This window comes from Flavobacterium defluvii (assembly GCF_900129555.1).
In the GTDB taxonomy this organism is placed as follows: Bacteria; Bacteroidota; Bacteroidia; order Flavobacteriales; family Flavobacteriaceae; genus Flavobacterium; species Flavobacterium defluvii.
This window is the reverse complement of record NZ_FQWC01000002.1, coordinates 352,604-376,830: the sequence shown is the minus strand read 5'-3', so window position 1 is coordinate 376,830 and position 24,227 is coordinate 352,604. Positions and strand designations below refer to the sequence as shown.

Annotated in this window: 22 protein-coding genes; 5 read left to right on the top strand and 17 right to left on the bottom strand. The window is 33.5% G+C overall.

The features are described 5' to 3' along the window. Positions 1 to 176 precede the first annotated feature (176 nt). From BUC29_RS05810 to clpB, 3 genes are all read right to left on the bottom strand, one after another. The gene (locus BUC29_RS05810; protein ID WP_073414264.1) at positions 177 to 587 is read right to left on the bottom strand and encodes a hypothetical protein; all 411 of its coding nucleotides are present in this window, start codon (positions 585 to 587) and stop codon (positions 177 to 179) included. A 142-nt stretch (positions 588 to 729) separates the two neighbouring features. Then, on the bottom strand, positions 730 to 1,617 hold the full coding sequence (locus tag BUC29_RS05805; protein ID WP_073414262.1) for a DUF808 domain-containing protein: 888 nt from the start codon (positions 1,615 to 1,617) through the stop codon (positions 730 to 732). A 354-nt stretch (positions 1,618 to 1,971) separates the two neighbouring features. After that, on the bottom strand, positions 1,972 to 4,575 hold the full coding sequence (gene clpB, locus BUC29_RS05800) for an ATP-dependent chaperone ClpB (protein ID WP_073414260.1): 2,604 nt from the start codon (positions 4,573 to 4,575) through the stop codon (positions 1,972 to 1,974). Positions 4,576 to 4,780: 205 nt separating this feature from the next. Between clpB and ytxJ the strand changes: the two genes are divergently transcribed. Continuing rightward, positions 4,781 to 5,170 carry a bacillithiol system redox-active protein YtxJ gene (ytxJ, locus tag BUC29_RS05795; protein WP_073414258.1) on the top strand — a complete coding sequence of 130 codons (390 nt, stop codon included), beginning with the start codon at positions 4,781 to 4,783 and terminating at the stop codon, positions 5,168 to 5,170. A gap of 148 nt (positions 5,171 to 5,318) precedes the next feature. Here the strand turns inward: ytxJ and BUC29_RS21470 are convergent, their stop codons facing one another. The 12 genes from BUC29_RS21470 to BUC29_RS05735 all read right to left on the bottom strand — a co-directional run bounded on the left by BUC29_RS21470 (position 5,319) and on the right by BUC29_RS05735 (position 18,803). After that, positions 5,319 to 6,488 (bottom strand): hypothetical protein, encoded by a 1,170-nt coding sequence (locus tag BUC29_RS21470; protein ID WP_073414255.1) that lies wholly within the window; start codon positions 6,486 to 6,488, stop codon positions 5,319 to 5,321. Beyond that, positions 6,485 to 7,483 (bottom strand): DUF2157 domain-containing protein, encoded by a 999-nt coding sequence (locus tag BUC29_RS05785; RefSeq protein WP_073414253.1) that lies wholly within the window; start codon positions 7,481 to 7,483, stop codon positions 6,485 to 6,487. The genes BUC29_RS21470 and BUC29_RS05785 overlap by 4 nt, the downstream gene beginning before the upstream one ends. A gap of 141 nt (positions 7,484 to 7,624) precedes the next feature. Continuing rightward, on the bottom strand, positions 7,625 to 8,905 hold the full coding sequence (argH, locus tag BUC29_RS05780) for an argininosuccinate lyase (RefSeq protein ID WP_073414251.1): 1,281 nt from the start codon (positions 8,903 to 8,905) through the stop codon (positions 7,625 to 7,627). 164 nt (positions 8,906 to 9,069) lie between these two features. Then, complete coding sequence (locus BUC29_RS05775) at positions 9,070 to 10,140, bottom strand: M20 family metallo-hydrolase (protein WP_073414249.1); 1,071 nt, start codon at positions 10,138 to 10,140, stop codon at positions 9,070 to 9,072. Between the two features lie 278 nt (positions 10,141 to 10,418). Beyond that, the gene (gene argB / locus BUC29_RS05770; protein ID WP_073414247.1) at positions 10,419 to 11,192 is read right to left on the bottom strand and encodes an acetylglutamate kinase; all 774 of its coding nucleotides are present in this window, start codon (positions 11,190 to 11,192) and stop codon (positions 10,419 to 10,421) included. 101 nt (positions 11,193 to 11,293) lie between these two features. Next, a complete protein-coding gene (locus tag BUC29_RS05765; RefSeq protein ID WP_073414245.1) occupies positions 11,294 to 12,241 on the bottom strand; it encodes an N-acetylornithine carbamoyltransferase in 948 nt (315 codons plus the stop codon). A gap of 135 nt (positions 12,242 to 12,376) precedes the next feature. Beyond that, complete coding sequence (gene proB / locus BUC29_RS05760) at positions 12,377 to 13,138, bottom strand: glutamate 5-kinase (protein ID WP_073414243.1); 762 nt, start codon at positions 13,136 to 13,138, stop codon at positions 12,377 to 12,379. A gap of 142 nt (positions 13,139 to 13,280) precedes the next feature. Beyond that, complete coding sequence (locus BUC29_RS05755) at positions 13,281 to 14,474, bottom strand: glutamate-5-semialdehyde dehydrogenase (RefSeq protein WP_244160777.1); 1,194 nt, start codon at positions 14,472 to 14,474, stop codon at positions 13,281 to 13,283. A gap of 162 nt (positions 14,475 to 14,636) precedes the next feature. Beyond that, positions 14,637 to 15,776, bottom strand: a complete 1,140-nt coding sequence (locus BUC29_RS05750) for an aspartate aminotransferase family protein (protein WP_073414240.1) — start codon at positions 15,774 to 15,776, stop codon at positions 14,637 to 14,639. 160 nt (positions 15,777 to 15,936) lie between these two features. Further along, complete coding sequence (gene argC / locus BUC29_RS05745; protein WP_073414238.1) at positions 15,937 to 16,914, bottom strand: N-acetyl-gamma-glutamyl-phosphate reductase; 978 nt, start codon at positions 16,912 to 16,914, stop codon at positions 15,937 to 15,939. Next, positions 16,907 to 18,100, bottom strand: coding sequence for an argininosuccinate synthase (locus BUC29_RS05740; RefSeq protein ID WP_073409232.1), 1,194 nt, complete (start codon positions 18,098 to 18,100; stop codon positions 16,907 to 16,909). The genes argC and BUC29_RS05740 overlap by 8 nt, the downstream gene beginning before the upstream one ends. 55 nt (positions 18,101 to 18,155) lie before the next feature. After that, positions 18,156 to 18,803: a GNAT family N-acetyltransferase gene (locus BUC29_RS05735; RefSeq protein WP_073414236.1), complete on the bottom strand. Its 648-nt coding sequence runs from the start codon at positions 18,801 to 18,803 to the stop codon at positions 18,156 to 18,158. Between the two features lie 201 nt (positions 18,804 to 19,004). Here BUC29_RS05735 and BUC29_RS21465 point away from each other — a divergent pair, with 201 nt between their 5' ends. Continuing rightward, a complete protein-coding gene (locus BUC29_RS21465) occupies positions 19,005 to 19,172 on the top strand; it encodes a hypothetical protein (RefSeq protein WP_167369520.1) in 168 nt (55 codons plus the stop codon). Between the two features lie 275 nt (positions 19,173 to 19,447). Here BUC29_RS21465 and BUC29_RS05730 read toward each other — a convergent pair whose 3' ends face one another. Beyond that, complete coding sequence (locus tag BUC29_RS05730) at positions 19,448 to 21,718, bottom strand: M1 family metallopeptidase (RefSeq protein WP_073414234.1); 2,271 nt, start codon at positions 21,716 to 21,718, stop codon at positions 19,448 to 19,450. A gap of 187 nt (positions 21,719 to 21,905) precedes the next feature. Between BUC29_RS05730 and BUC29_RS05725 the strand changes: the two genes are divergently transcribed. The 3 genes from BUC29_RS05725 to BUC29_RS05715 all read left to right on the top strand — a co-directional run bounded on the left by BUC29_RS05725 (position 21,906) and on the right by BUC29_RS05715 (position 23,973). Then, a complete protein-coding gene (locus BUC29_RS05725) occupies positions 21,906 to 22,757 on the top strand; it encodes an aldose 1-epimerase family protein (RefSeq protein WP_073414232.1) in 852 nt (283 codons plus the stop codon). A 7-nt stretch (positions 22,758 to 22,764) separates the two neighbouring features. Continuing rightward, positions 22,765 to 23,322, top strand: coding sequence for a GNAT family N-acetyltransferase (locus tag BUC29_RS05720; RefSeq protein ID WP_073414230.1), 558 nt, complete (start codon positions 22,765 to 22,767; stop codon positions 23,320 to 23,322). A gap of 93 nt (positions 23,323 to 23,415) precedes the next feature. Then, entirely contained in the window at positions 23,416 to 23,973 is a 558-nt protein-coding gene (locus BUC29_RS05715) for a DUF3575 domain-containing protein (RefSeq protein WP_073414903.1), read from the top strand. A gap of 2 nt (positions 23,974 to 23,975) precedes the next feature. Here the strand turns inward: BUC29_RS05715 and BUC29_RS05710 are convergent, their stop codons facing one another. Next, positions 23,976 to 24,200, bottom strand: a complete 225-nt coding sequence (locus BUC29_RS05710; protein ID WP_073414228.1) for a VF530 family protein — start codon at positions 24,198 to 24,200, stop codon at positions 23,976 to 23,978. Between the last annotated feature and the right edge of the window lie 27 nt (positions 24,201 to 24,227).

Genomic DNA, 24,227 nt, shown 5'->3' with positions numbered 1-24,227 from the left:
AATTTAGAGTGCAAAAATAATACTTTTTAAAGGAATGGCAAAGTATACTGTTTTTTTGAACAGTTGTAAAAAGAGCTATTCCAAACTAAAATTTCGAGTTTAATTTTAACTCATTATAAAAACAAAAAACCGTTTTACAATTGCAAAACGGTTTATGATATTCTCACTATTAAAAATTAGTCTGTTATAACTACTTTTGTTACTATAAATTCAGTCTCAGATTTAGCAATTCTTAAATAATAAGTTCCTGCTTTTGATGTCGTAATTTTATAAATAGTTACTTTATTTTCTGGTTCAGGTCTATTACAAGTCGCTTTTGGATATTTTACTTCTATTTGGTATCCCAGCTCTTTGTTAAACTCTACATCAGTCATTTGATTAAATTCACCACATCCGTTTTCTACAGGAAAAGTAATAGCATAACTAAGCTCCTGACCTACTTTTCCAGTTAATGGTCCAGATACTTCAGTAGCGAAAGCACTTTTATAAATAACATCTTCAGTTGGAGAATCATCATTACTGCAAGAAGTTAATGCTGTAATGAATAATAACATTAATGCAATTGATTGTAATTTAAATTTTTTCATAGAATAATTGATTTGTTCTTATTTATACATAGATACTAATAAATGATTATAGTTGCTTTAAAATTTGTTATTTTTTTTTTACAAAAAACACTAATTAGTTATAAATAAATATCTTAACAAAAAAAATGCCAAAAAAGTATGCCTAACTATGATTTTTCTTTCCAAATATCTTTTTAAAAAAATTCACAATCAATAAAACCGCAAATCCTAAAGCAAGTCCAATTACAAACTCTTTTATAATAGAAGGTATTTTAATTTCTTCTGACAAATGGTGGAAATACGGAATATAATGCACGAAAATACCTCCGGCAACTAATAATAAAGCAATGGTACCTATTACAGTCAAACTTTTGATAACCAGCGGCAGTGCTTTTACTAAAATATTTCCGATGAATTTTGATATGCTTTTTTCTCTTTTACTAACTTTAATAAGTTTATAACCAGCCTCATCCATTCTTACTATTAATGCTACAATTCCGTATACACCAATAGTTGCAACTACAGCAATGATTGAGGTTACAATAATCTGCTGTGTGATAGGTTTACCAATAACGGTTCCCAGAGCAATAATTACGATTTCTACCGATAATATAAAATCGGTTACAATGGCTGATTTTATTTTACCTTTTTCAGCTTCCAGAATCTGTTCTTCGGTAAGTACTTCTTCTGTAATTCCTTCTGATTTTTCGTGTGAATGCGGGAAAATAAATTCGTAAATTTTTTCGGCTCCTTCATAGGCAAGAAAAAGTCCGCCAAGAACCAAAATTACAATAATAGCAATTGGAAAAAATGCACTTAATAGAAACGCAATTGGCAAAATAATGATTTTGTTAAGAAGTGAACCTTTACTTATTGCCCATAAAACAGGAAGTTCTCTGGATGAAGCAAATCCTGAAGCTTTCTCAGCATTGACTGCTAAGTCATCGCCAAGAATACCCGCTGTTTTTTTTGCTGCAACTTTACTCATTACCGCAATGTCGTCCATAATTGCCGCGATATCGTCTAATAGTACGAAAAAACCTGATGCCATTATATTTTGTCTTATTAAATTTTTAGTTGTGCGAATCTAAGACTTTTTAGCTTAATCTCTTTAACGAAAATTAGATTTAATTTTAGCTGCACTGCCCCAGTAAAAGCCAGATAATTACAAAAACCAAGATGGTTCCAAAGCATCCTCCGCCTAATTTCTTTGCCCCATATCCGGCAATTAATCCTCTAAATATATTGTTCATAACAGTTTGATTTTATATTACTGTAAATTTGAGAATTAAATCAAATTTTTAATTTATATGAATTTTAAAAAAAGTTTCATTATTCACGGATATAAACAAAAAACGCCTGCATTTTCTACAGGCGTTTTAAGAACATTAAAAAAATCTGAAATTTATTTTACTTCCTGGTTTTGATTTCTAAAAACCAATTTACCATCGAAGGCATCTAGTAAGATGATGCTGTCTGTTGTTATGTGTTCTGCCAAAATTTCTTTTGACAGCTGATTAAGAACTTCTCTCTGAACCACACGTTTTACAGGTCTTGCCCCAAAATGTGGATCAAATCCTTTGTCTGACAAGTAAGCAATTGCTTCTGGAGTTGCGTCCATAGTAATGCCTTGCAAAGCCAGCATTTTGGTAACGCTTTTTAGCTGCAGACTTACAATTTTAGAAATATTATCAACTGTAAGCGGCGTAAACATTACGATTTCGTCGATTCGGTTTATAAACTCCGGGCGAACAGTTTGTTTCAACAATCCAAGTACCTCGTTTTTGGCAGCTTCTGTAGCGGCTTCAACGCTTCCTTTTAGATTTTCAAATTTTTCCTGAATAATATTACTTCCCATATTTGAGGTCATAATAATAATCGAATTTTTGAAATCTGCCAGACGACCTTTGTTATCTGTTAATCGTCCTTCATCCAAAACCTGCAATAAAATATTGAAAGTGTCCGGGTGTGCTTTTTCGATCTCGTCTAACAAAATTACAGAATATGGTTTTCTACGAACAGCTTCTGTCAATTGACCTCCTTCATCATAACCTACATATCCCGGAGGCGCACCCACTAAACGGCTCACACTGTGGCGTTCCTGATACTCACTCATATCGATACGAGTCATCGCATTTTCATCATCAAAAAGATATTCGGCCAATGCTTTTGCCAGCTCTGTTTTACCAACACCCGTTGTCCCTAAAAATAAGAAAGATCCAATAGGTTTTTTCATATCCTGCAAACCGGCACGGCTTCTGCGGACTGCATCACTTACCGCTTCTATCGCTTCTTCCTGTCCTACTACACGTTTATGCAATTCATCTTCGAGATGCAATAATTTTTCTCTTTCTGTCTGAAGCATTTTCATTACCGGAATACCTGTCCATTTTGCTACAACTTCTGCAATATCTTCTCTGGTTACTTCTTCCTTGATTAAAGAATTTCCAGATTGAAATTCCAATAATTGTTTTTGTAAAGTTTCCTGGCGTTCCTGCGCTTCTTTTATTTTTCCGTAACGAATTTCAGCTACTTTACCATAATCTCCATCACGTTCTGCACGTTCTGCTTCATATTTAAAGTCTTCAATTTCGTGTTTTACAGCCTGAATTCCGTCAACTATATCTTTTTCTTGTTTCCATTTTGCATAGATTTCGTTGCGTTCTTCTTTCAGGTTGGCCAATTCCATACCTAAAATTTTCAGTTTGCTTTCTTCTTTTTCACGCTTAATAGCTTCGATCTCGATTTCTAACTGCATGATTTTACGATCCAAAACATCTAATTCTTCTGGTTTTGAATTGATTTCCATACGCAATTTAGAAGCCGCTTCGTCCATTAAGTCAATCGCTTTATCTGGCAAGAAACGATTCGTAATATATCTCTGTGAAAGCTCAACCGCTGCAATAATCGCTTCGTCTTTAATCTGAACTTTATGGTGCGTTTCGTATTTCTCTTTGATTCCACGTAAAATCGAAATCGCGCTTTCAGTATCTGGTTCATCGATTAAGACTTTTTGGAAACGTCTTTCAAGCGCTTTATCTTTTTCGAAATATTTTTGATATTCATCTAAAGTTGTAGCACCAATTGCTCTCAGCTCCCCACGCGCTAAAGCTGGTTTCAGGATATTAGCAGCATCCATTGCGCCTTCTCCTCCGCCCGCTCCTACAAGTGTGTGAATCTCATCGATAAACAAAACAATATCACCTTCGGCAGCTGTAACTTCTTTTACAACTGATTTTAAACGTTCTTCAAATTCTCCTTTGTATTTTGCTCCGGCAATCAATGCTCCCATATCTAATGAGAAAACGATTTTTTCTTTTAAGTTTTCAGGAACGTCTCCATCTACAATTCTATGCGCTAAACCTTCAGCAATAGCAGTTTTACCAACCCCGGGTTCACCAATAAGCATTGGATTGTTTTTAGTTCTTCGGGTCAAAATCTGCAATACACGGCGAATTTCTTCGTCACGCCCAATGACTGGATCAAGTTTTCCTGTTCTTGCTAATTCGTTTAAGTTTTTAGCGTATTTATTAAGCGAATTATAGGTTTCTTCTGCCGAAGCAGATGTTACTCTTTCTCCCTTACGAAGTTCTTCGATTGCCGCTTTTAAACCTTTTCCTGTAACGCCCTGATCTTTTAAGATTTGAGAAACTTTACTTTTTGAATCAAAAATTGCCAGAATTAAATGTTCGATCGAAACATATTCGTCATTCATTTTTTGTGCGATGATTTCTGCTTCGTTTAGAGCTTTGTTGGCGTCTCTTGAAAGCATTACATCACCTCCCGAAACTTTCGGAAAACTCTGGATTGTACTATCCAGAATTTGAAGAAATAATGGAACGTTTACATTTAATTTTTTCAAAATAAAAGGTGCAACGTTCTCATCAACTTCAAAAATAGCTTTGAAAATGTGCTCATTTTCAATTTGCTGCTGGCCATTTCGCTGTGCTAATTGCTGCGACAACTGAATGGCTTCCTGCGATTTAATAGTAAATTTATTTATATTCATATCTTTATATTTTTTGATTGATTTTTTTTCAAATATTCGATAACATTAAAGTTAAGACTTATTGAGATACATTTTTAACTCAAAAGATTTAACTTTGCTTTTGAATATTCAAATTATATTCCACAGTAAAAACAAAGACAAAATGACGCGAAAAATCTGTTTTTAATCAGTTTTAAGTGTCAAAAAGTCCTAAAACAAGCCAAATATGAGTTTTTTTAATTCAATTTTCGGAAGTTCAGAGAACTCAGAAGCTCCAAAAAGTAAAGTGAACTGGACAGAATTAACAGATATTGCACAATTAATGGAAATTGAAGCGATATCATATGAAAAACCTGTTGTAATTTTTAAACACAGCACAAGATGCAGCATCAGCCGCATGGCGTTAAAACAATTTGAAAGAGAATTTGATCTTGAAGAAGTTGTTGATGCTTATTTTCTGGATTTAATTGCGCATCGCGATATTTCAAATGATATCGCCAGCAGATTTGGAGTTTATCACGAATCACCACAATTGATTTTAATTAAAAACGGAAAAGCGGTTTATGATGTTTCGCACAGCGACATTGATGCAGAAGCTTTAAAAAGCAAGATCTAAGCTATTAGTTATAAATTTATGAGTTTATGAGTTATTACTCAACTTAGACTACAACAAAATCAAAATCCTGAAATTTCAGGATTTTGATTTTTTACGTCAAATCTAATTTTAATTCAAATAGCGTTCAACTCATAACTCATAATTAAACTTAAAAACTTCCTCCAGATCCTCCACCGCTAAAACCTCCATCTCCAAATTCCATTGGAGATTCTGCTTTTACTTCAGGTTTCATGCCTAAAGCTGAAGCTACAATTAAAGTTTCTGCATTTAAAATAGCGGTTGAATGATTGATTCTATCTGGTTTAAAAGTTAGTCCCGATTCTTTATTTTTTAATTTTTGAATAGAGAAAAATGCAATTCCAAATAATATTAATCCACCAATAGTCAATGCTGCTTCAATTGGTAAAACTGAATAGTAAAATCGGATTGTAAAAACAGTAAAAGCTAATGTTGCAAAACTTATCCACAACATTATTCTGTCTTTCGTTTTTAACGCCCGAAACAAATAAACAGCCGGCACAATAAACGTGAAGGCGTAGAAGAAATAAGAAAATGGAATATCCTGACCAGGCTTAACGTCAACTCCCAGAAGTTCTGCAGAAAGTTCTCTTACAACCAAATAATTGCAGGAAAGATAAAATAGAATCAAACAAAAACTATTGGCTAATAAAAGTCCATTGTAATAATAAACTTCTTTTAAGTTCTTGATTCTGTTTTTAGTAAAAAAATAAAATCCTGCCGAAACCAGCATTACTGCAAAAGGCAAAATTGTTTTGCCAATATCTCCTATCTCAAACATTCCGAAAAATAAAACTGCTGATGAAGCTAAGCAAAATATAACCATAGATAGTAAATGGAGATATCTTTTATAAGTTAAAAAAGATGCAATTGCAATAAAAATAGCAGGAGTTAAGCCCGTTTTAAAATCTTCTGTCAAGATAAAAACAGCACATCCTACATTTAAAATTATTCCCAAAATAAAAGCATCGTCTAATCCGTGTCGGTAATATTTATTTCCTGCTAAAAATTCAGCACCGGTAATACCAATTCCTGCGAAAAGAAAGCAGCAAATTTTAAAAAAATACCCCTCTGCAGATAGTCCAATTAAAGAAACAAAACCACAAATCGATGAATAGAGAAATGTCCCTAGTAGAAAAAATCCTAAACGAACTAAAATATTATTTTGAATTTTAAATGAAGACAGTTCATTTCTAATAATTTTCTTTTGCTCTTTGCTGATAAATCCTCCTCTTTCAAGAGAATCAGCCTCTTCAGTTAAAAATAAATTATTAAGCAATTCTTTATCGTGTACTATCATTCTGCTATTTCTTTATTAAATTTTTTAATCAGTTTTATAAATAATACTATCGAACCGATAAAATATGCCGGCAATAGCATTACAAATAAAACCCAAATATCATCAAAATCAGCATGCTCAAATATTTTAAAAAGAAAAATATTGAACCCGATGTAGGCATAAATAATCATAAAAACATAAAGTGAAATTGCCTTAAGCTGATGACTGACTTTATAAAAGTAATAAGAGGAAACGGCCAAGACTAAACTAAAAAGAATCCAGCTTAAATCATAACTGTACAAATTACTTATAGAAGCAATACTGATAATATGCAGAGCAAATGTGAGATAAACCAAAGTAAAATGCGTTTTTAATTTAATTTTAAAACTATAAACAGTCCATAAAATCAATAAAACACCAAGCATAATTGCTGAATAACTCAAACTTTGATTGGCATAAAAATTATTATTGCCATTGAAAATATCCTGCGGTGTTACCGAAAGACCAACGTAAGCCGCCAAACCTGTAACTGCAATGGTTAAAACGCTTTTATTATCAAAATAATAAGCACAAAAGAAACTGACGATTGTAGGAACCAGAGTTGCTAAACCATAATGAGTTCCAAATACTTCATACTGAACCTGAAGATATCCTATAAAAATACAGGTAAGAACGTTTGCTGTTAAAACGATATATTCTAAGAAATGACTTTCTGTTGTAGTTTCTGTTTTCTGAAAACCTTTGGAGTTTTTAAAACAATAATAAAAACAACCACAAATAAGAGCAAACAAAATGGCCAAAAGTGCAATATGTCCAATGCTGTCAATATTATCATAAATAAGAATTCCAATTCCGGACGTGAACATTAAAACCGAAATAGAAAGCAATAATTTTAATTCTACATTTAATGAAAAAATATTGAGACTTCTATATTCTTTAATTTCCTTAAACTGATTTTCCGTTATTAGATTTTTCTCAAAAAGTTGCTGCGTGGCCTGCCCGTCAAATTGCGTCATATTTTTAATTTAAAAATGATCAATTCTCAAATTTAGAGAATTAGGTCGAATTTTCTTAAAGTAGAAATACTTATTTTAAAGAAATAAAAAAACCGATTTGCAACAATTTACAAATCGGTTTAAAATTTTGATAAATAGGAATTACAAAGCTGCTTCCATTTTTTGCTTTATTTGCACTAAACACAAATTATTGATACTTCCTTCGTGCGTGTGTTTTGTCGCTTTTGGAGATTGATACGTTCCTGATTCTAATTGTTCAGCAACAGCTTTATAAGCATCTCTAAAAGGCATTCCTTCAACAACCATTTCGTTTAAAGTATCTACAGTAAACAAATAATCATATTTTTTATCTTCTAAAATATGATCTTTAACCGTAATATCTTTTATAGAAAAAATAGCAATATCCAAACAAGATTTTAAAGTTTGAATCGCTGGAAACAAACCTTCTTTTAAAAGCTGTAAATCTCTGTGATAACCACTTGGAAGATTATTGGTTATCAAAGTGATTTCGTATGGAAGCGCCTGAATCTTATTGCATTTTCCTCTGATTAATTCGAAAACATCGGGATTTTTCTTGTGAGGCATAATGCTTGAACCTGTTGTAAGATGCGCCGGAAGACCAATAAAATCAAAGTTCTGACTCATATACAGACAAACGTCCATTGCAAATTTTGACAATGTTCCTGCAACACTTGTCATGGCAAAAGCAACAGTTTTCTCAGCTTTCCCACGGCTCATTTGCGCTGCAACTGCATTGTATTTTAAGGTTTCAAAACCTAATTCCTGTGTTGTAAATGTTCTGTTGATTGGAAATGAACTTCCGTAACCTGCAGCAGATCCTAACGGATTCTGATCTACAATTTTTGAAGCAGCGTTTAGCATTGTAATATCGTCAATCAAACTTTCGGCGTAAGCTGAAAACCACATTCCGAATGACGATGGCATTGCAATTTGTAAATGCGTGTAACCTGGCAATAATACATTTTGATGTTTTTCTGCCGATTCCATCAACAAGTCAAAAAGCGTTTTAACCTGCTCTTTTATGGCTTTTAATTCGTCTTTTAAATACAAATGAACATCTACTAGAACCTGATCGTTACGAGAACGCGCGGTGTGGATTTTCTTTCCTGCATCGCCTAATTTTACAGTTAGAAGATATTCAATTTTAGAATGTACATCTTCAAAACTATCTTCGATTTCGAAATTTCCTACTACAATATCTGCAATGATTTCGTTTAAAGCATCAACCAAAGATGTTGTTTCTTCAGCAGTCAATAAACCAATCTGACCCAACATTTTGGCGTGCGCGATTGAACCTAAAGCATCATATTTTGCTAAAACTAAATCCAGTTCACGGTCGTTTCCAACGGTGAATTGTTCGATTTGTTTATCTGTTGGTATTCCTTTTTCCCAAAGTTTCATAGGTCATATTTTTTTGCCACAACTCGAGCGCTAGCGAACTGGCGAAGCAATTCACGAATTATTTTTTCAAATCTTTGCGATTATTTTTTTTCAAATTAATTCGAATTAATATTTCGTTTAAATAGTAAAAAACAATTCGTGAATTCGTGGCGGTTTTTCTTTTATTATAATTTAAAGAAATCGGTTAGTATTTTGATATACAGGTCGACTCCTTCTACAATTTCCTTTACAAAAATAAATTCGTCTGCTGAATGCGAACGCAACGTTTCTCCCGGTCCTAATTTCAAAGACTGACAGCTTAAAACTGACTGATCTGAAAGTGTTGGCGAACCATAAGTTGTTCTTCCTAAGGCAATTCCAGCCTGAACCAAACCGTGCGTAACTGGAATAGAAGATGCATTTAAATGCATCGATCTTGGCGTTACTTCGGCATTTACATTTGCTTTTACAACTTCCAAAATTTCCTGATTTGTATAACGATCTGTTACACGAATGTCAACAACCAAATCACATTCTGAAGGCACAACATTGTGCTGCTTTCCTGCATTAATCTGCGTTACAGTCATTTTTACGGGACCTAAAACGTCTGAAATTTTGTCGAATTTATAGTTTTTAAACCATTCTATTACCGGAATTGATTTGTATAAAGCATTATCATCATTTTGATGTGCGGCATGGCTTGCAGTTCCTTTTACTTTTACATCTAAAACTAATAAACCTTTTTCGGCAACTGCTAACTGCATTAAAGTTGGCTCTCCTACAATAGCGCAATCCAGTTCTGGTAAATGTTTTAGAACACTATTTAAACCGTTTTTCCCGCTGCTTTCTTCTTCTGCTGAAGCTACGATTACTATATTGTGCGAAAGGTTTTGATTTTCATAAAAATGTACAAAGGTTGCTAGTAATGAAACTAAACATCCTCCTGCGTCGTTACTTCCTAATCCGAATAACTTTCCGTCTTTTTCAATCGCTTTAAATGGATCGTTGGTATACGCCTGATTTGGGCGAACGGTATCGTGATGTGAGTTTAGTAAAAGTGTTGGTTTATTTTCGTCGAAATATTTGTTGAAAGCCCACACATTGTTGTTTTCTCTCTTGAAAGGAATTTCATTCTGATTGAACCAATTTTCGATTAAAAGAGCCGTCTGATCTTCTTCACTTGAAAATGAAGGGGTTTCGATTAAGCTTTTTAATAAACTAATTGCTTCGTGGGTAAGCGTATCTATATTTTTCATTTCTATTAGGTACTGAGATGCTAAGATTCTAAGGTTCTAAGTTTTCTCTAAACTTGTGTCACTATAGTCAATCTTAACCTAAATTTAATTGGCGCAAATTTCTTAAATTAATATTTAAAAGTACCGCGCAACTCCGTTTTTTTGCCACTAATTACACGAATTTTCGCAAATTATTTTTTTTATCACAGATTTAAAATCAAAATGAACTTTTTAATGTTCTTCTAAAATTATTTTCTCTTTTAACAGCAAAAATTAATGTCAATTCGTGGCAACATTTTTTATAATGTAATCGTTGTATGCGGAATATCTGAATTTTGAAGCATTCTGTGATGTCCAATTTTGATTTTCTGCACGCCTCTTGACAAACTATTGAAACAGTTATCCAATTTTGGAATCATACCGGAATGGATTACTTTTTCTTCTTTTAGTTTATTATATAATGTCTCGTTGATTTCTATAATTACAGACGAATCATCTTCTGAATCTTGCAAAACACCTTGTTTTTCAAAACAATAAGTGAGTGTAACATCAAAAACTTTCGATAAAGCAATTGACAATTCGCTTGCAATTGTATCAGCATTAGTATTTAACAATTGTCCATTTTTATCGTGTGTAATCGCGCAGAAAACAGGCACAACTCCTGCTTCTAATAAAGTTGCCAGTAATTTGGTATTAACTTGTTTTACATCGCCTACAAATCCGTAATCGATTGTTGGATGGTTTCTTTTTGTGGACTGAATTAAATTTCCGTCAGCTCCTGAAAAACCAATTGCATTATTGTCTTTTGCCTGCAATTGAGCTACAATATGTTTGTTGATTTGTCCTGCGTAAATCATGACCACAACATCAAGCATTGGAGCATCTGTAATTCGGCGTCCGTCAATCATTTGCGGAACCAAACCAATACTCTGCGCCATTTTCGTAGCCGATTTTCCACCCCCGTGAACTAAAACTTTATAACCTTCAATTTTAGAAAAATCGGTTAAAAATTGTTCTAATTCTGCCGGATTATCGATGATGTTTCCACCTATTTTTATTACTGATACATTCATTATCTTTAAGGTTCAGAGAGACAAAGTGACAAAGTTTCAAAGTTTTTTAGCAAGGTTTCAACCTCTGTCACTTTGTAACTTTGTTTCTTTGTTACTTTAATTTACAATTTCTTCAAAATCTTTTGTAAAACTAATTGTGCTGAATACGTTCTGTTGTTTGCCTGCTCGATTACGATTGAATTTTCTCCATCAAGAACTTCGTCGCTTACAATTACGTTACGACGAACAGGAAGACAGTGCATGAATTTTCCGTTGTTGGTTAAAGCCATTTTCTCAGCCGTAACGGTCCAATTTGGATCGCTGTTGGTTACTTTTCCGTAATCGTTGAAATTACTCCAGTTTTTCACGTAAACGAAATCAGCATTTTCAAAAGCTTTATTTTGGTCGTATTCAATTTTGCAATCTTGTGTGATTTCTGGACTTAATTCATAACCTTCTGGGTGCGTTATTACAAAATCCATGTCTTTTTGCATCTGCATCATTTCTACAAATGAATTGGCAACTGCCTGCGGTAAGGCTTTTGGATGTGGTGCCCAGGAAAGCACTACTTTCGGTTTGTGTTTCGTTTTGAATTCTTCCATTGTGATGGCATCTGCTAACGATTGCAATGGGTGACGAACCGCACTTTCCATGTTTACAATTGGTACGGTAGCGTATTTTAAAAATCCTGAAATTACAGTTTCCTGATAATCTTTTTCCTTGTCAACCAAACCTGCAAAAGCACGAATGGCAATAATATCACAATATTGCGAAACTACTTCTGCAGCTTCTTTAATATGTTCTGAAGCGCCAGAATTCATAACTGCTCCATCTTCGAACTCCAATGTCCATCCTTCATTGGTAAAGTTCATTACCATAACGTTCATTCCTAAGTTCATTGCCGCTTTTTGAGTACTTAAACGCGTTCTCAAACTCGGATTAAAGAATAACATTCCAAGAGTTTTATTCTTTCCTAAACTTTGATTTTTAAGCGGATTCTTTTTGATTTTAATCGCTTGTTTTACCCATTTTGATAATGAGTTGATGTCTTTTATTGAAATATAGTTCATTTGTTTTTTGCTTTTTTAGTTGTTTTTTCCGCCACGAATTCACGAATTATTTTTTCAATCTTTGCGTTTTTTTTCGAATGAATTCGAATTAATATTTCGTTTAAATATTAAAAAGAATAATTCGTGAATTCGTTGCTATAAAATTTTCGTAAATGGAATTTCGCCTTTCAATGCCCGCAGAATAAAATTATCATTCAGTCCATTTACAATCCACGTTTCTATATTTGCTGCTTTTGAAATTGCCGCTGCTTCTATTTTAGACTGCATTCCTCCTGTTCCGTGCGATGATTTTGATTCGCCTATTTCTTTTTCAAGCGTTTTTAAATCATTCACTAATTTTATTGTTTCCGGATTTTCATCATGAATTGATTCTTTTGTATAAATTCCGTTTGTATTCGTAGCAATTATCAGAATATCAACATTTAAAAGAACCGCTGTTAAAGCCGCTAATTTATCATTATCTCCAAACCGAATCTCATCTGTCGCAACGGTATCATTTTCATTGATAATCGGAATGTAATTGTTTTTAACTAATACATTAATGGTATTTACAATGTTTTTTTTGGTCTGTTCTTTTTCGAAATCAGAATAAGAAAGTAAACACTGCGACGTATTTAATCCTAAATCCTTAAAATTTTCATTGTAAATCCGCATTAAATGAGGCTGTCCTATTGAAGCTAAAGCCTGTTTCACAAAAACATCTTTATCCTGATTATCTAGCTTTACAAATTGCTTTGCTGCTGCAATTGCTCCCGAACTTACTATGATAAACTCATATTCGTCGTTTAAAGCTGCAATCTGTATGCCGAGGTCTTCAATCTTTCCCCGCGAAATATGATTGGTTTCTTTGGTTAAAGTATTACTTCCTATTTTTAATAAAATCCTTTTTTTTGCCATGTCTTGTTTTTTAACCGCAAAGGGCGCAAGGTTTTTTGATATAGTTTGTGTTTACAAACGCTAAGTTCGCAAAGCTTTATCTATAGTTAAATTTCAATAATTTTAAATCAAAAATCGTTAATCATCAATCTAAAATCTAAAATTATCTAATTTGTCCTTCTCCGTACACGTACCATTTATTGGTTACCAAATGCTGAAGTCCAATTGGGCCTCTTTGATGCAATTTATCAGTGCTTATTGCTAATTCTCCGCCAAGACCGAATTGTCCTCCGTCTGTGAAACGGGTTGATGCATTTTGGTAAACAGCTGCTGCATCAATCGATTCCATAAACTGCTGTGCAGTTTCATCGTCTCTCGTAATAATTGCCGCAGAATGTCCTCCGCAGTATTTATTAATCATATCAATGGCGTGATCCTGAGAATCAATGGTTCCGATTACGATTTTATAATCTAGAAACTCTTCGTACCAAATATCTTCATTTTGAAGTGTTTTAGTATTTTCGAAATTTGCTAATGATTTATCTACGATAACTTCCACTTTTGATTCTACTAAAGCTTCGATTAACATTGCTGTAAAACCTTCAAAATTTGGAAGCTTAGAACTTATCAAAACTTTATCTAATGCATTACAAGCTGATATTTTAGCTGTTTTTGCATTTAAAATTACTTTTAAAGCTAAATCTGTGTCTGCATCTTCATGAACGTAAACAAAATTATTCCCGCGTCCGCTTACAATTACGGGACAAGTGGCATGCGCTTTTACGAACTCAATTAATTTTTCTCCACCTCTTGGAACTATTAAATCAACTTTTTGAGTTGGTTTTTCTAAGAAAGCTTGAGTTTCTGTTCTGTTATAATTCAGATATTCCACCCAATCTTTTGAAACTCCGTTTTCCTCCAAAGCTTTATGCCAAAAACTTACGATTTTCAAATTTGATTTTAAAGATTCTTTTCCTCCTTTTAATAAAATCTTATTTCCAGATTTAAAAGCAATTCCGCCTGCTTCGATTGTAACGTCTGGACGTGATTCGTAAATAATTAAAATCGTTCCGAAAGCTGCGGTTTTATTGACCACTTTAATTCCATTATCATGAGTAAAATGAAAACGCTCAACGCCAACGGGATCTTCCTGAGAAGCTAGTTGGTTTAATGATAAAATCATCTCATCGACTTTTTTATCATCTACTTTCAGGCGTTCTTCCATCGCTAAATCAGAACCGTCGTAATCGGCAAGATCTTCCTGATTGGTCAGGATTATCTCATTCCGCTCCTGCTCGACCAGCTTTGCCATAGTCTGCAAAACCGCATTGCGTGTTTCAATTGATAATGGTTTCATAATTTCAAGTGGTTGGTTGTTTTTTGGTTGTTTCTTTTTTATCGAAACTTTATTCATCCTAACAGGTTTCCAAAAACCTGTTAGGTTTGATTCTTGAATATTTCCAAGTTTATTTATATACCTAACAGGTTTTGGAAACCTGTTAGGATAATAGTATTATGTTTAGTTTTTTAATTCTTCTAAACTTTCTTTTAAAGCTTTTACAAATGTATCGATATCAGCTTTTTTCACAGTCAAAGGCGGTAAAATTCTTAACAGATTTTTGTTGTTGGCGCTTCCTGTAAAAATGTGTTTTTCGATGATTAATTTCTTTCTTAAAGCGGCTACATCAAAATCAAACTCAACCCCAAGCATTAAGCCTTTTCCTTTTACTTGTTTGATTCCAGGAACTTCTTTGATTTTTTCTAAGAAATATTCATAAACTTCATTTACATTTTTCTGTAAATCTAGTTTTTCAATTACATCTAAAACTGCAATTCCTGCTGCACAAGACAAGTGGCTTCCGCCGAAAGTAGTTCCTAATAATCCGAAACTAGCTTCGAATTTTGGAGAAATTAAAATCGCCCCAACCGGAAAACCGTTCCCCATTCCTTTTGCAACCGAAATAATATCAGCGTTGATTCCGTGATGCTGGAAAGCGAAGAATTTCCCGCTTCTTCCGTATCCTGATTGCACTTCGTCTAAAATTAAAACCACATCGTGTTTTTTACATGCTTTTTCTAAAGCCTGGAAAAATTCTGTTGTTCCTTGGTCTAAACCGCCAACTCCTTGAATTCCTTCGATAATTATTGCTGTAACATCTCCTTTAGCTAATTCAGCTTCAACCAATTCGATTTGGTTTAAAGGTAAAAAAGTAACTACTTGCTGTGCATTTATTGGAGCAACAATCTTCTTATTGTCAGTAACGGCAACGGCTGCAGAAGTTCTTCCGTGGAAAGAATTATCAAAAGCCACCACTCTTGATTTTCCGTTATGGAAAGAAGCTAATTTTAAAGCATTTTCGTTTGCTTCAGCTCCAGAACTGCATAAAAACAATTCGTAATCTTCAAGACCAGAAAGTTTTCCTAACTTCTGAGCTAATTCCACCTGCAAAGGATTCTGAATGGCATTCGAATAAAAACCTAAATTATCTATCTGATTCTTTAATTTTGCTACATAATCCGGCTGTGTGTGTCCGATAGAAATCACACCATGTCCGCTGTATAAGTCTAAATATTCTACTCCTTTGTCGTCAATAATTGTACAATCTACTGCTTTTACTGGAGTTATGTCGTATAATGGGTAAACGTTGAATAAGTTCATTTTTGTTATTGTTTATTTTGTTTCAGGTTTCATGTTTCAAGTTACTCACTGAACGTGAAAACTAAAACTTCAAACCTTAAAACTAGTTATTGTTTCTTCGTATCCATTTCGAGTCACGTACAGAACGTGAAACCTGAAACTTTAAACTTGAAACTAAAAATTAAAATCCGCTTGGTCTCAAATTTAAACCTGTGGTTTCTTCTAATCCGAACATTAAATTCATGTTTTGAATTGCTTGTCCTGAAGCACCTTTGGTTAAGTTATCTATGATTGATGTAATGAGAACCCGGTTTCCTTTTTTCAATAAACTAATAATACATTTATTCGTTTGTACCACCTGTTTCATGTTTATGTTTGTTGTGGTAATGGTTACAAAAGGTTCATTTTTATAGAACTCATCGTATTTCGCAACCAATTGATCCAAACTATCATCACATAATGTGTAAAGCGTTGCAAAAATTCCTCTTGGAAAATCTCCTCTGTTCGGAATAAAAAGCAATTCGCTTTCAAAATCATCCTGCAGCTGAACCAAACTTTCTGAAATTTCACCTAAATGCTGGTGTTCAAAAGCTTTGTAATGCGACATATTGTTGTTTCTCCAGCTGAAATGAGAAGTTTCGGCAAGACCTACACCCGCTCCTGTACTTCCGGTTGTGGCGTTAATATGAACATCATTATTCAGCATATTATTTTTAGCTAAAGGCAATAAAGCCAATTGAATCGCTGTAGCAAAACAACCCGGATTAGCGATATAATTTGCTTTTTTGATTTCGCTTTTATTTAATTCAGGAAGTCCGTAAACAAAGTCTTTTCCTTGAAAATGTGCGTCTTTATTTAATCTGAAGTCATTTCCTAAATCGATAATTTTCGTGTGACTTGCAAATGCATTTTCTTCCAAAAATGAAATTGATTTTCCATGACCCAAACATAAAAAAACCACATTTACATCTGGATTTATTATATCTGTGAAATCCATTTCGATATCGCCCATCAAATCGTGATGCGCTACAGAAAGTGGCTTTCCAGCATTTGTTGTACTGTAAACAAAATCGATGTTTACTTTTGGATGATACATTAAAATTCTGATAAGTTCTCCTGCCGTGTAGCCCGAACCACCAATAATTCCGACATTAATCATGATCTAATTTGTTTACAGATGAGAATATGTTTTGTGCATTTCCTAAAATCTTAATAAATCCTTTTGCATCGTCTGATGTCCAGGCATTGTTCATTTCGCCATACTGACCGAAACCTGTATTCATTAAATCATTTTCAGATTCGATTCCGTCAAGTGAGAAATGATATGGTTTTAATGAAACTGTAACCGTTCCATTTACTGTTTTTTGTGTGTCTTGCAAGAAAGTTTCAATGTTTCTCATAACCGGATCTAAGAACTGACCTTCGTGAAATAACATTCCGTACCAGTTTCCTAATTGTTCTTTCCAGTATTGCTGCCATTTTCCTAAAGTATGTTTCTCTAATAAATGGTGTGCTTTGATGATAATTAATGGTGCTGCTGCTTCGAAACCAACTCTTCCCTTAATTCCGATAATAGTATCTCCAACGTGAATATCTCTACCAATTGCATAAGCGCTTGCTAATTTTTCCAGCGCTACAATATTGTTTGATGGTTTATCTGTTTTTCCGTTTAAACCAACTAATTCTCCTTGTTCAAAATGAAGCGTTACTTTTTCCTCTCCTTCTTTTTGTAATTGCGAAGGATACGCTTCACTTGGCAATGGTTGACTAGAAGTCAATGTTTCTTTTCCTCCAACACTTGTTCCCCAAAGTCCTTTATTGATAGAATATTGTGCTTTTTCCCAAGAATAGTGAACTCCATTTTGAGCTAAATAATCTACTTCTTCTTGTCTTGATAATTTTAAATCTCTAATTGGAGTAATAATTTCGATTTCCGGAGCGATAGTTTGGAAAATCAAATCGAAACGAATTTGATCGTTTCCTGCACCTGTACTTCCGTGAGCAATTGCAGTTGCTCCAACTTTTTTTGCATATTTTATAGCTTCAATTGCCTGAAAAACACGCTCTGCACTTACAGATAATGGATACGTATTGTTTTTTAACACATTTCCAAAAATCAAGTATTTTATAGCTTTATCGTAATATTTATCCAAAATAGTTAAGTTGGCGTGTTGAGCACTTCCTAACTCGTAAGCTCTTTTTTCAATAGCTGTTAATTCTTCAGCAGAAAATCCTCCTGTATCTACAAGAACAGTATGAACTTCGTATCCTTTTTCATTTTTTAAATATTTCAAACAATACGAGGTATCTAATCCTCCGCTATAAGCTAATACTACTTTTTTCATTTTTTATAATTTAGGCTAATACTTTCGTATTTAGCAGTTTGAGATTTCTTTTTGATTAAATTTTGAATAAAAAAATAAATGACAATAATTTGTTTAAAAACAAAGCCTGTTTGATTTTTTTAAGTCTGCTTAAAACAGCCTCATTAAAAGGATGTTTTGGTGGTGTTTTTTGTTTTTCTTTTGGGTCGTACAACATTCCGGTACAAAGACACATTTTGTTTTGTTTGCTTTGTAGAATTTCAAAATTGGTACATGTTTTACAGCCCGCCCAGAAACTTGGATCAGTTGTTAATTCTGAAAATGGGACCGGTTTATAACCTAGTTCAGAGTTAATTTTCATAACCGCTAAACCAGTTGTAATTCCGAATATTTTAGCGTCCGGATATCTTTTTAAAGAATAGTCAAAAACTTTTGATTTGATTTTTTTTGCCAAACCTAAACTTCTGTAATCAGGATGTACAATTAAACCTGAATGCGCTACGAATTTTCCGTGTTCCCAGCTTTCGATATAACAAAAACCTGCAAATTTCCCGTCTGCCAGAGCAATCATCGCATCACCATTCGACATTTTTTTCTGAATGTACTCAGGAGTTCTTTTAGCAATCCCCGTGCCTCTTAACAAGGCAGATGATTCTATCGTATCGCAGATTTCCTGCGCGTATTTGAAGTGTTCTTCCTGGGTAACAACAATAGAGATCTTCATTTCAATTATTGAAGTTAGAGTTAAAAATTAAAGCATATTGATTCGTTTGAAATCCAGAATTGAATCCAATAAAATTAAGCAAAACAGAAGTAACATTCTCACAATCAAAAAGTTGATCAAGAAAATTCACAAAATAATAAATACTTTTAGGATATGTTTGTCCAATGGACAAATTATGTGATTTCAAAATGAAAAATGGATATGAATAAATATACGGCTATAAAACTCAGTGGATACTATAGAGATAGTGTCCGTACTTCGGGAGAAGTAATCGGTGAGTTTGTCCGTGACAAAGAAGTTGTATGTAAACTTATTTTATTCATCGGTGCAAAAGTACACTATTTTTTTATTCACAAAACAAAAAATTAAAATTCTAACATTTTTTTAATGAAAAGTTATTTTTTTTTGAAAGATACTGAGATTCTAAGTTGCTAAGGTTCTAAGGTTTTAATTTGATCACGCAAACCTGAAACCTGAAACCTGAAACCTGAAACCTGAAACCTGAAACCTGAAACTTGAAACCTGAAACTTGAAACTTGAAACTTGAAATCTGAAACTTGAAATCTGAAACTTCAACCAAAACAAAAACAAAACCCGATAACCATTTCTAGTTATCGGGTTTTGAATATTTCTATTTTAAATAATTACTTTTTCGTAAACGGAATTACTTGTCCATTTCCTGTAAGTATCATATCGAAACCTGTTTTTCCTTCATTAAATTTGAATTTTAATCCGGCTCTTTTTGATTCAAATGTATCTTTTTCACCTGCTACAGGAGAAAGAGTGAACTTTGGATAATTTGGAAGTTCTGCGTTTAAAGTACTGTTTTTCTCTGTTAATTCAATTGTTAAAGGAGATTTAGCTGTAACATAATTTCCTAAATAGCCGTCCAGAATAACATCTTTTTCAATTTTTCCGTTTCCCGCTTTCCAAACATTATTACTATCGTTATAATCTGGGAAAGCATTATCTGGGTCAAGAGTTATACTTTCAATTTCTTCTGTAGAATTGTGTTTAAAAGACCAATCATTGTTGCGCTGCCAGATTTCGACAGGTAATTTAACTCTGGTAACTTTTCCGCTTTTTGTTTTTACATCTAAAACAATTGGCATTGGCATTTTGTCAAAGTTTTCAACATTGATAATTACACCTTTTGCCGGATCATTTTTTACATATTTAATCCAGTTGATTCCTTGGTCAAAACGCCAGTTGTTTACGAACCAGCTTCTCCAGAACCAGCTTAAATCTTCTCCGGCTACATTTTCAACCGTTCTAAAAAAATCATCCGGAGTTGGGTGTTTATAAGCCCAACGCTCAACATAAGTACGCAGTGCTTTATCAAAACGCTCCTGCCCTAAAACCTGTTCCCTTAAAATAACTAAACCTGCACTTGGCTTTACATAACATAAAACGCCAATATTAGCTTCTTTCATATTATCAGGAGAACTCATAATTGGTTCTAAATTTTTTCCTGTAATATATTCAGCATCTTCATGTAAGTTTGAAGCCGGCTGTTTGTACTCACCATTGTTAAAATCATATGAACTTACAGAATTTATAAAAGTATTGAAACCTTCATCCATCCATGCAAAATAACGCTCATTTGAACCTACAATCATCGGGAACCAAATGTGTCCAAATTCGTGATCTGTAACACCCCATAAATCATCTGTTTTAGATTTCCATCCACAAAAAACAATTCCCGGATATTCCATTCCGCCTTCGTTACCTGCTACGTTTGTGGCTGCAGGATAAGGATATTCAAACCATCTTTTAGAATAATTTTCGATAGATGCTTTTACATATTCTGTAGAACGCCCGTAAGCGTCATTTCCAGCACTTTCTACAGGATAAGCAGATAATGCCAATGATTTTTTACCGCTTGGTAAATTGATTCTTGCTCCGTCTAGAATAAAAGCTGGTGATGAAGCCCAAGAAAAGTCACGTGCATTTTTGATTTTATAATGCCATGTTTTTTCTGCAGAAGCATTTGTATTTGCTGTTGCTGCAACTTCTTCTGCCGTACGAATCATAACCGTTTTATCGCTTTGAGAGGCGTCTTTATAACGTTTTAATTGTTCTGCAGAAAGAACTTCTGCACCGTTTACTAATTCTCCTGAACCAACAACGTAGTGATTTGCAGGTACAGTTAATTTTACATCAAAATCTCCATATTCTAAATAAAACTCAGATGCTCCTAAATAGGGCGCTGTGTTCCATCCTTTTACATCATCGAATACACACATACGCGGATACCATTGTGCAATTGTAAAGATTTTTCCGTTTTTAGTTTCCAGAACTCCCATTCTGTCTGAGCCTTCAAAAGGCGCAATAAATGAAAATTCGATTTTAATTTTTACAGAAGCTCCCTTTGCAGCCAATTCTTCCGGAAGGAAAATCTGCATTCTGGTATCTGTAACAATATATTTTGCATCAACTTCTGTTTTCTTTTTTCCAACAGAAATTACTTTTACTGATTTTATTTTATTTCCTCCATCAAAAACCTGACCCTGAGCTCCGTTACGGCTTCCTGTTAAAGGCACAACTGCATTTCCCCTGGAATCGTCTTTGAATAAATTCTGGTCTAAATTTAACCATACAAATGACATTTTCTCAGGACTGTTATTCGTGTAAGTAATTTCGTCCGTACCCGTAATTTCATTTGTAGTTCCGTTTAACTTTGCCGTTATTTGATAATCGGCTCTGTTTTGCCAATATTCAACACCCGGCTGACCACTTGCTGTACGTGTAGAAGTACCATTTTTAGTGTAAAAATTTGGTGCAAACGCATCATGATAATTGTAATTATTTACTGGATTTGCCGCTGTTGCTGAAGGCGTTTGCTGAGCCCAGACAGAAGAAAATCCAACAAACAAAGCCATGGTTAGTAAGGCTTTTGAAGATTGTTTTTTCATATTTTTTAGCTGTTTATGTAGCAAATTAATGAAAAAAAAAGCTATTTACAGAGAAAACCAAAAGGATAAATTTAATTTTAGCATAATTTTATTAAAAAAATAATTCTAAGCATTTTCCTAAAAAAATAAAATTTATAAAATATATTTACATCTCTATTTTAGATTAATTCCTTTCAATTATAATATTTTGAACACAACTATCTCAAATTCAAAACTTAAAGCTTCGATTAAAAATTTCGGAGCTGAATTATTTTCATTAAAAGACAATCAAAACAAAGAATACATCTGGGGAGGAAATCCCGATTTTTGGGGAAAACACTCCCCTGTTCTTTTTCCGATTGTAGGAACTTTAAAAAACAATACTTTTACAATAGATAATACCGAATATCAACTGCCAAGACATGGTTTTGCCAGAGATATGGAATTTCAATTAATTGAAAAAACGGGAAACAGCGCTGTTTTTTCTTTAGAATCAAATGCCGAAACTTTAAAAAAATACCCTTTTGAATTCGAATTACAGCTTATCTATACGCTGGAAGACACTACATTAAACATAGAATATGTTGTAATCAATAAAGGTGATACAAAAATGCCTTTTTCTATTGGAGCACATCCTGCGATTGCACTTCCTGAAAACTTTGAGAATTATGCTTTTAAGTTTGAAAAAGAAGAACCTTTAAAATATAATCTTCTAGAAAATGATTTAATTTCGAATAAAACCGAAACTTTAAAAACCACAGGAAATATCGTTCCGCTGCATTATAAACTTTTTGAGAACGATGCTTTGGTTTTTAAAACGTTAGAATCAAATTCGCTTACAATTCTCGAAAACTCAAAACCTTACGTTCAGGTTGAATTTGAAGATTTTCCGAGTTTAGGAATCTGGACAAAAAATATGGCTCCATTTGTTTGTATTGAACCTTGGTTTGGCTATTCTGATACGGCAGATAATTCGGGAAATTTATTTGAAAAAGAAGGAATCCTGACTTTAGAAATCGATCAGTCGTTTCATTCAAAATTCAGTATTAAAATATTATAATTATAAAATGTTAGAGTTTAACTTTCACCCTTTTCCGGTAATAGAAACAGAACGTTTGCTTTTGAGAAGAATTACAAATGATGATGTAAATGAGGTTTTTGAATTACGTTCGAATCCTGAAACCATGAAATATATTCCGCGTCCATTGGTAAAAAACAATCAGGATGCTCTCGATCATATTACAATGATTGATGAAAAAATCGATTCGAATGTTGGAGTAAACTGGGGTATAACTTTAAAAGGAAACCCTAAACTTTTGGGCATAATTGGGTATTACAGAATGCAGCCCGAAAATCATCGTGCAGAGATTGGTTATATGCTATCGCCTGATTTTCATGGAAAAGGAATTATTCCAGAAGCTGTAAACCGACTTTTACAATATGGTTTTGAAGATTTAAAACTTCATTCTATTGAAGCCGTTATTGATCCTGAAAATTATGCTTCTGAAAAAGTTCTTCAAAAATGCGGTTTTGTAAGAGAGGCACATTTACGTGAAGCAGAATTTTGGGAAGGTAAATTTCTGGACAAAGTGATTTATTCCTTATTAGTCTCTGATAAAAAATAACACTTAAAACATCAAATACTGCAATAGTAAACCTAGTATTGCGTTATATTTGTGGCCGAAAACAAAATTGCGGCCGCAATCACAAAAAATACCATGAAGAAATTATTCGCCTTTATTATTCTTTTTTTATCGATTCAATTACAAAGCCAGACTTTTATAAAATTTAACGGTGCGACAGCTTTAGTTGGTATTCCAAATGTAGGTGTAGAAACGAGCATTGGAGAAAAAACAACTTTTAGTTTTGATGTTATGGCTTCTTTCTGGAAATCCTTTAATGGAAATAATCCGATGGAATTTTACACGTTTACGCCTGAAGTGCGTTATCACTTTAAAGAAAAATATAATGGATTTTACATTGGTGGTCATATTGGTCCCGATTTTTATCAGTTACAAAAATGGAATTATTGGGACACAAACAAATATGAACATGGTTTTGGTTACCGTATAGGAGTTACAGTAGGTTATAACATCAAATTAAACGATAAATTTTTATTGGATATTTTTGCAGGCGGCGGATGGCACCAAGGCTTTTACCACGGTTATTATAACGACGGAACTCCGGGAAGATATGAAACTGCAGAACACTGGAACAAAAGCGGTGAATGGCTTCCGTATCGTGGCGGCGTAATGATTTCGTATAAACTAAATTAAAATCAGCTAAGTTTAGGAAGCGTTTTTATATATAAATCTTCTACTTTTTTTCGCGCCCAATCGGTTTTTCTTAAAAAAGTCAAGCTTGATTTTACACTCGGATTTGAGTTAAAACACTTTATAGGAATTAATTCTCCTAAAGTGTCAAAACCATAATAATCAACCAGAGTTTCGACAATTTTTTGAAGCGTAATTCCGTGCAGCGGATCTTTAGATTTATTTTCCATTTTATATATTTAAAACAAAAGACCGTC

Bases quoted from the DNA above. Each gene is read 5' to 3' on its own strand.
- BUC29_RS21465 (WP_167369520.1), top strand. From the start codon at position 19,005: ATGAATAAATATACGGCTATAAAACTCAGTGGATACTATAGAGATAGT.
- argH (WP_073414251.1), bottom strand. From the start codon at position 8,905: ATGAAACTTTGGGAAAAAGGAATACCAACAGATAAACAAATCGAACAA.
- ytxJ (WP_073414258.1), top strand. From the start codon at position 4,781: ATGAGTTTTTTTAATTCAATTTTCGGAAGTTCAGAGAACTCAGAAGCT.
- BUC29_RS21470 (WP_073414255.1), bottom strand. From the start codon at position 6,488: ATGATAGTACACGATAAAGAATTGCTTAATAATTTATTTTTAACTGAA.
- BUC29_RS05730 (WP_073414234.1), bottom strand. From the start codon at position 21,718: ATGAAAAAACAATCTTCAAAAGCCTTACTAACCATGGCTTTGTTTGTT.
- BUC29_RS05740 (WP_073409232.1), bottom strand. From the start codon at position 18,100: ATGAAAAAAGTAGTATTAGCTTATAGCGGAGGATTAGATACCTCGTAT.
- BUC29_RS05810 (WP_073414264.1), bottom strand. From the start codon at position 587: ATGAAAAAATTTAAATTACAATCAATTGCATTAATGTTATTATTCATT.
- BUC29_RS05805 (WP_073414262.1), bottom strand. From the start codon at position 1,617: ATGGCATCAGGTTTTTTCGTACTATTAGACGATATCGCGGCAATTATG.
- argC (WP_073414238.1), bottom strand. From the start codon at position 16,914: ATGATTAATGTCGGAATTATTGGTGGTTCGGGCTACACGGCAGGAGAA.
- BUC29_RS05755 (WP_244160777.1), bottom strand. From the start codon at position 14,474: ATGAAACCATTATCAATTGAAACACGCAATGCGGTTTTGCAGACTATG.
- proB (WP_073414243.1), bottom strand. From the start codon at position 13,138: ATGGCAAAAAAAAGGATTTTATTAAAAATAGGAAGTAATACTTTAACC.
- BUC29_RS05785 (WP_073414253.1), bottom strand. From the start codon at position 7,483: ATGACGCAATTTGACGGGCAGGCCACGCAGCAACTTTTTGAGAAAAAT.
- clpB (WP_073414260.1), bottom strand. From the start codon at position 4,575: ATGAATATAAATAAATTTACTATTAAATCGCAGGAAGCCATTCAGTTG.
- BUC29_RS05775 (WP_073414249.1), bottom strand. From the start codon at position 10,140: ATGAAAAATATAGATACGCTTACCCACGAAGCAATTAGTTTATTAAAA.
- BUC29_RS05750 (WP_073414240.1), bottom strand. From the start codon at position 15,776: ATGAACTTATTCAACGTTTACCCATTATACGACATAACTCCAGTAAAA.
- BUC29_RS05735 (WP_073414236.1), bottom strand. From the start codon at position 18,803: ATGAAGATCTCTATTGTTGTTACCCAGGAAGAACACTTCAAATACGCG.
- BUC29_RS05720 (WP_073414230.1), top strand. From the start codon at position 22,765: ATGTTAGAGTTTAACTTTCACCCTTTTCCGGTAATAGAAACAGAACGT.
- argB (WP_073414247.1), bottom strand. From the start codon at position 11,192: ATGAATGTATCAGTAATAAAAATAGGTGGAAACATCATCGATAATCCG.
- BUC29_RS05710 (WP_073414228.1), bottom strand. From the start codon at position 24,200: ATGGAAAATAAATCTAAAGATCCGCTGCACGGAATTACGCTTCAAAAA.
- BUC29_RS05765 (WP_073414245.1), bottom strand. From the start codon at position 12,241: ATGAACTATATTTCAATAAAAGACATCAACTCATTATCAAAATGGGTA.
- BUC29_RS05715 (WP_073414903.1), top strand. From the start codon at position 23,416: ATGAAGAAATTATTCGCCTTTATTATTCTTTTTTTATCGATTCAATTA.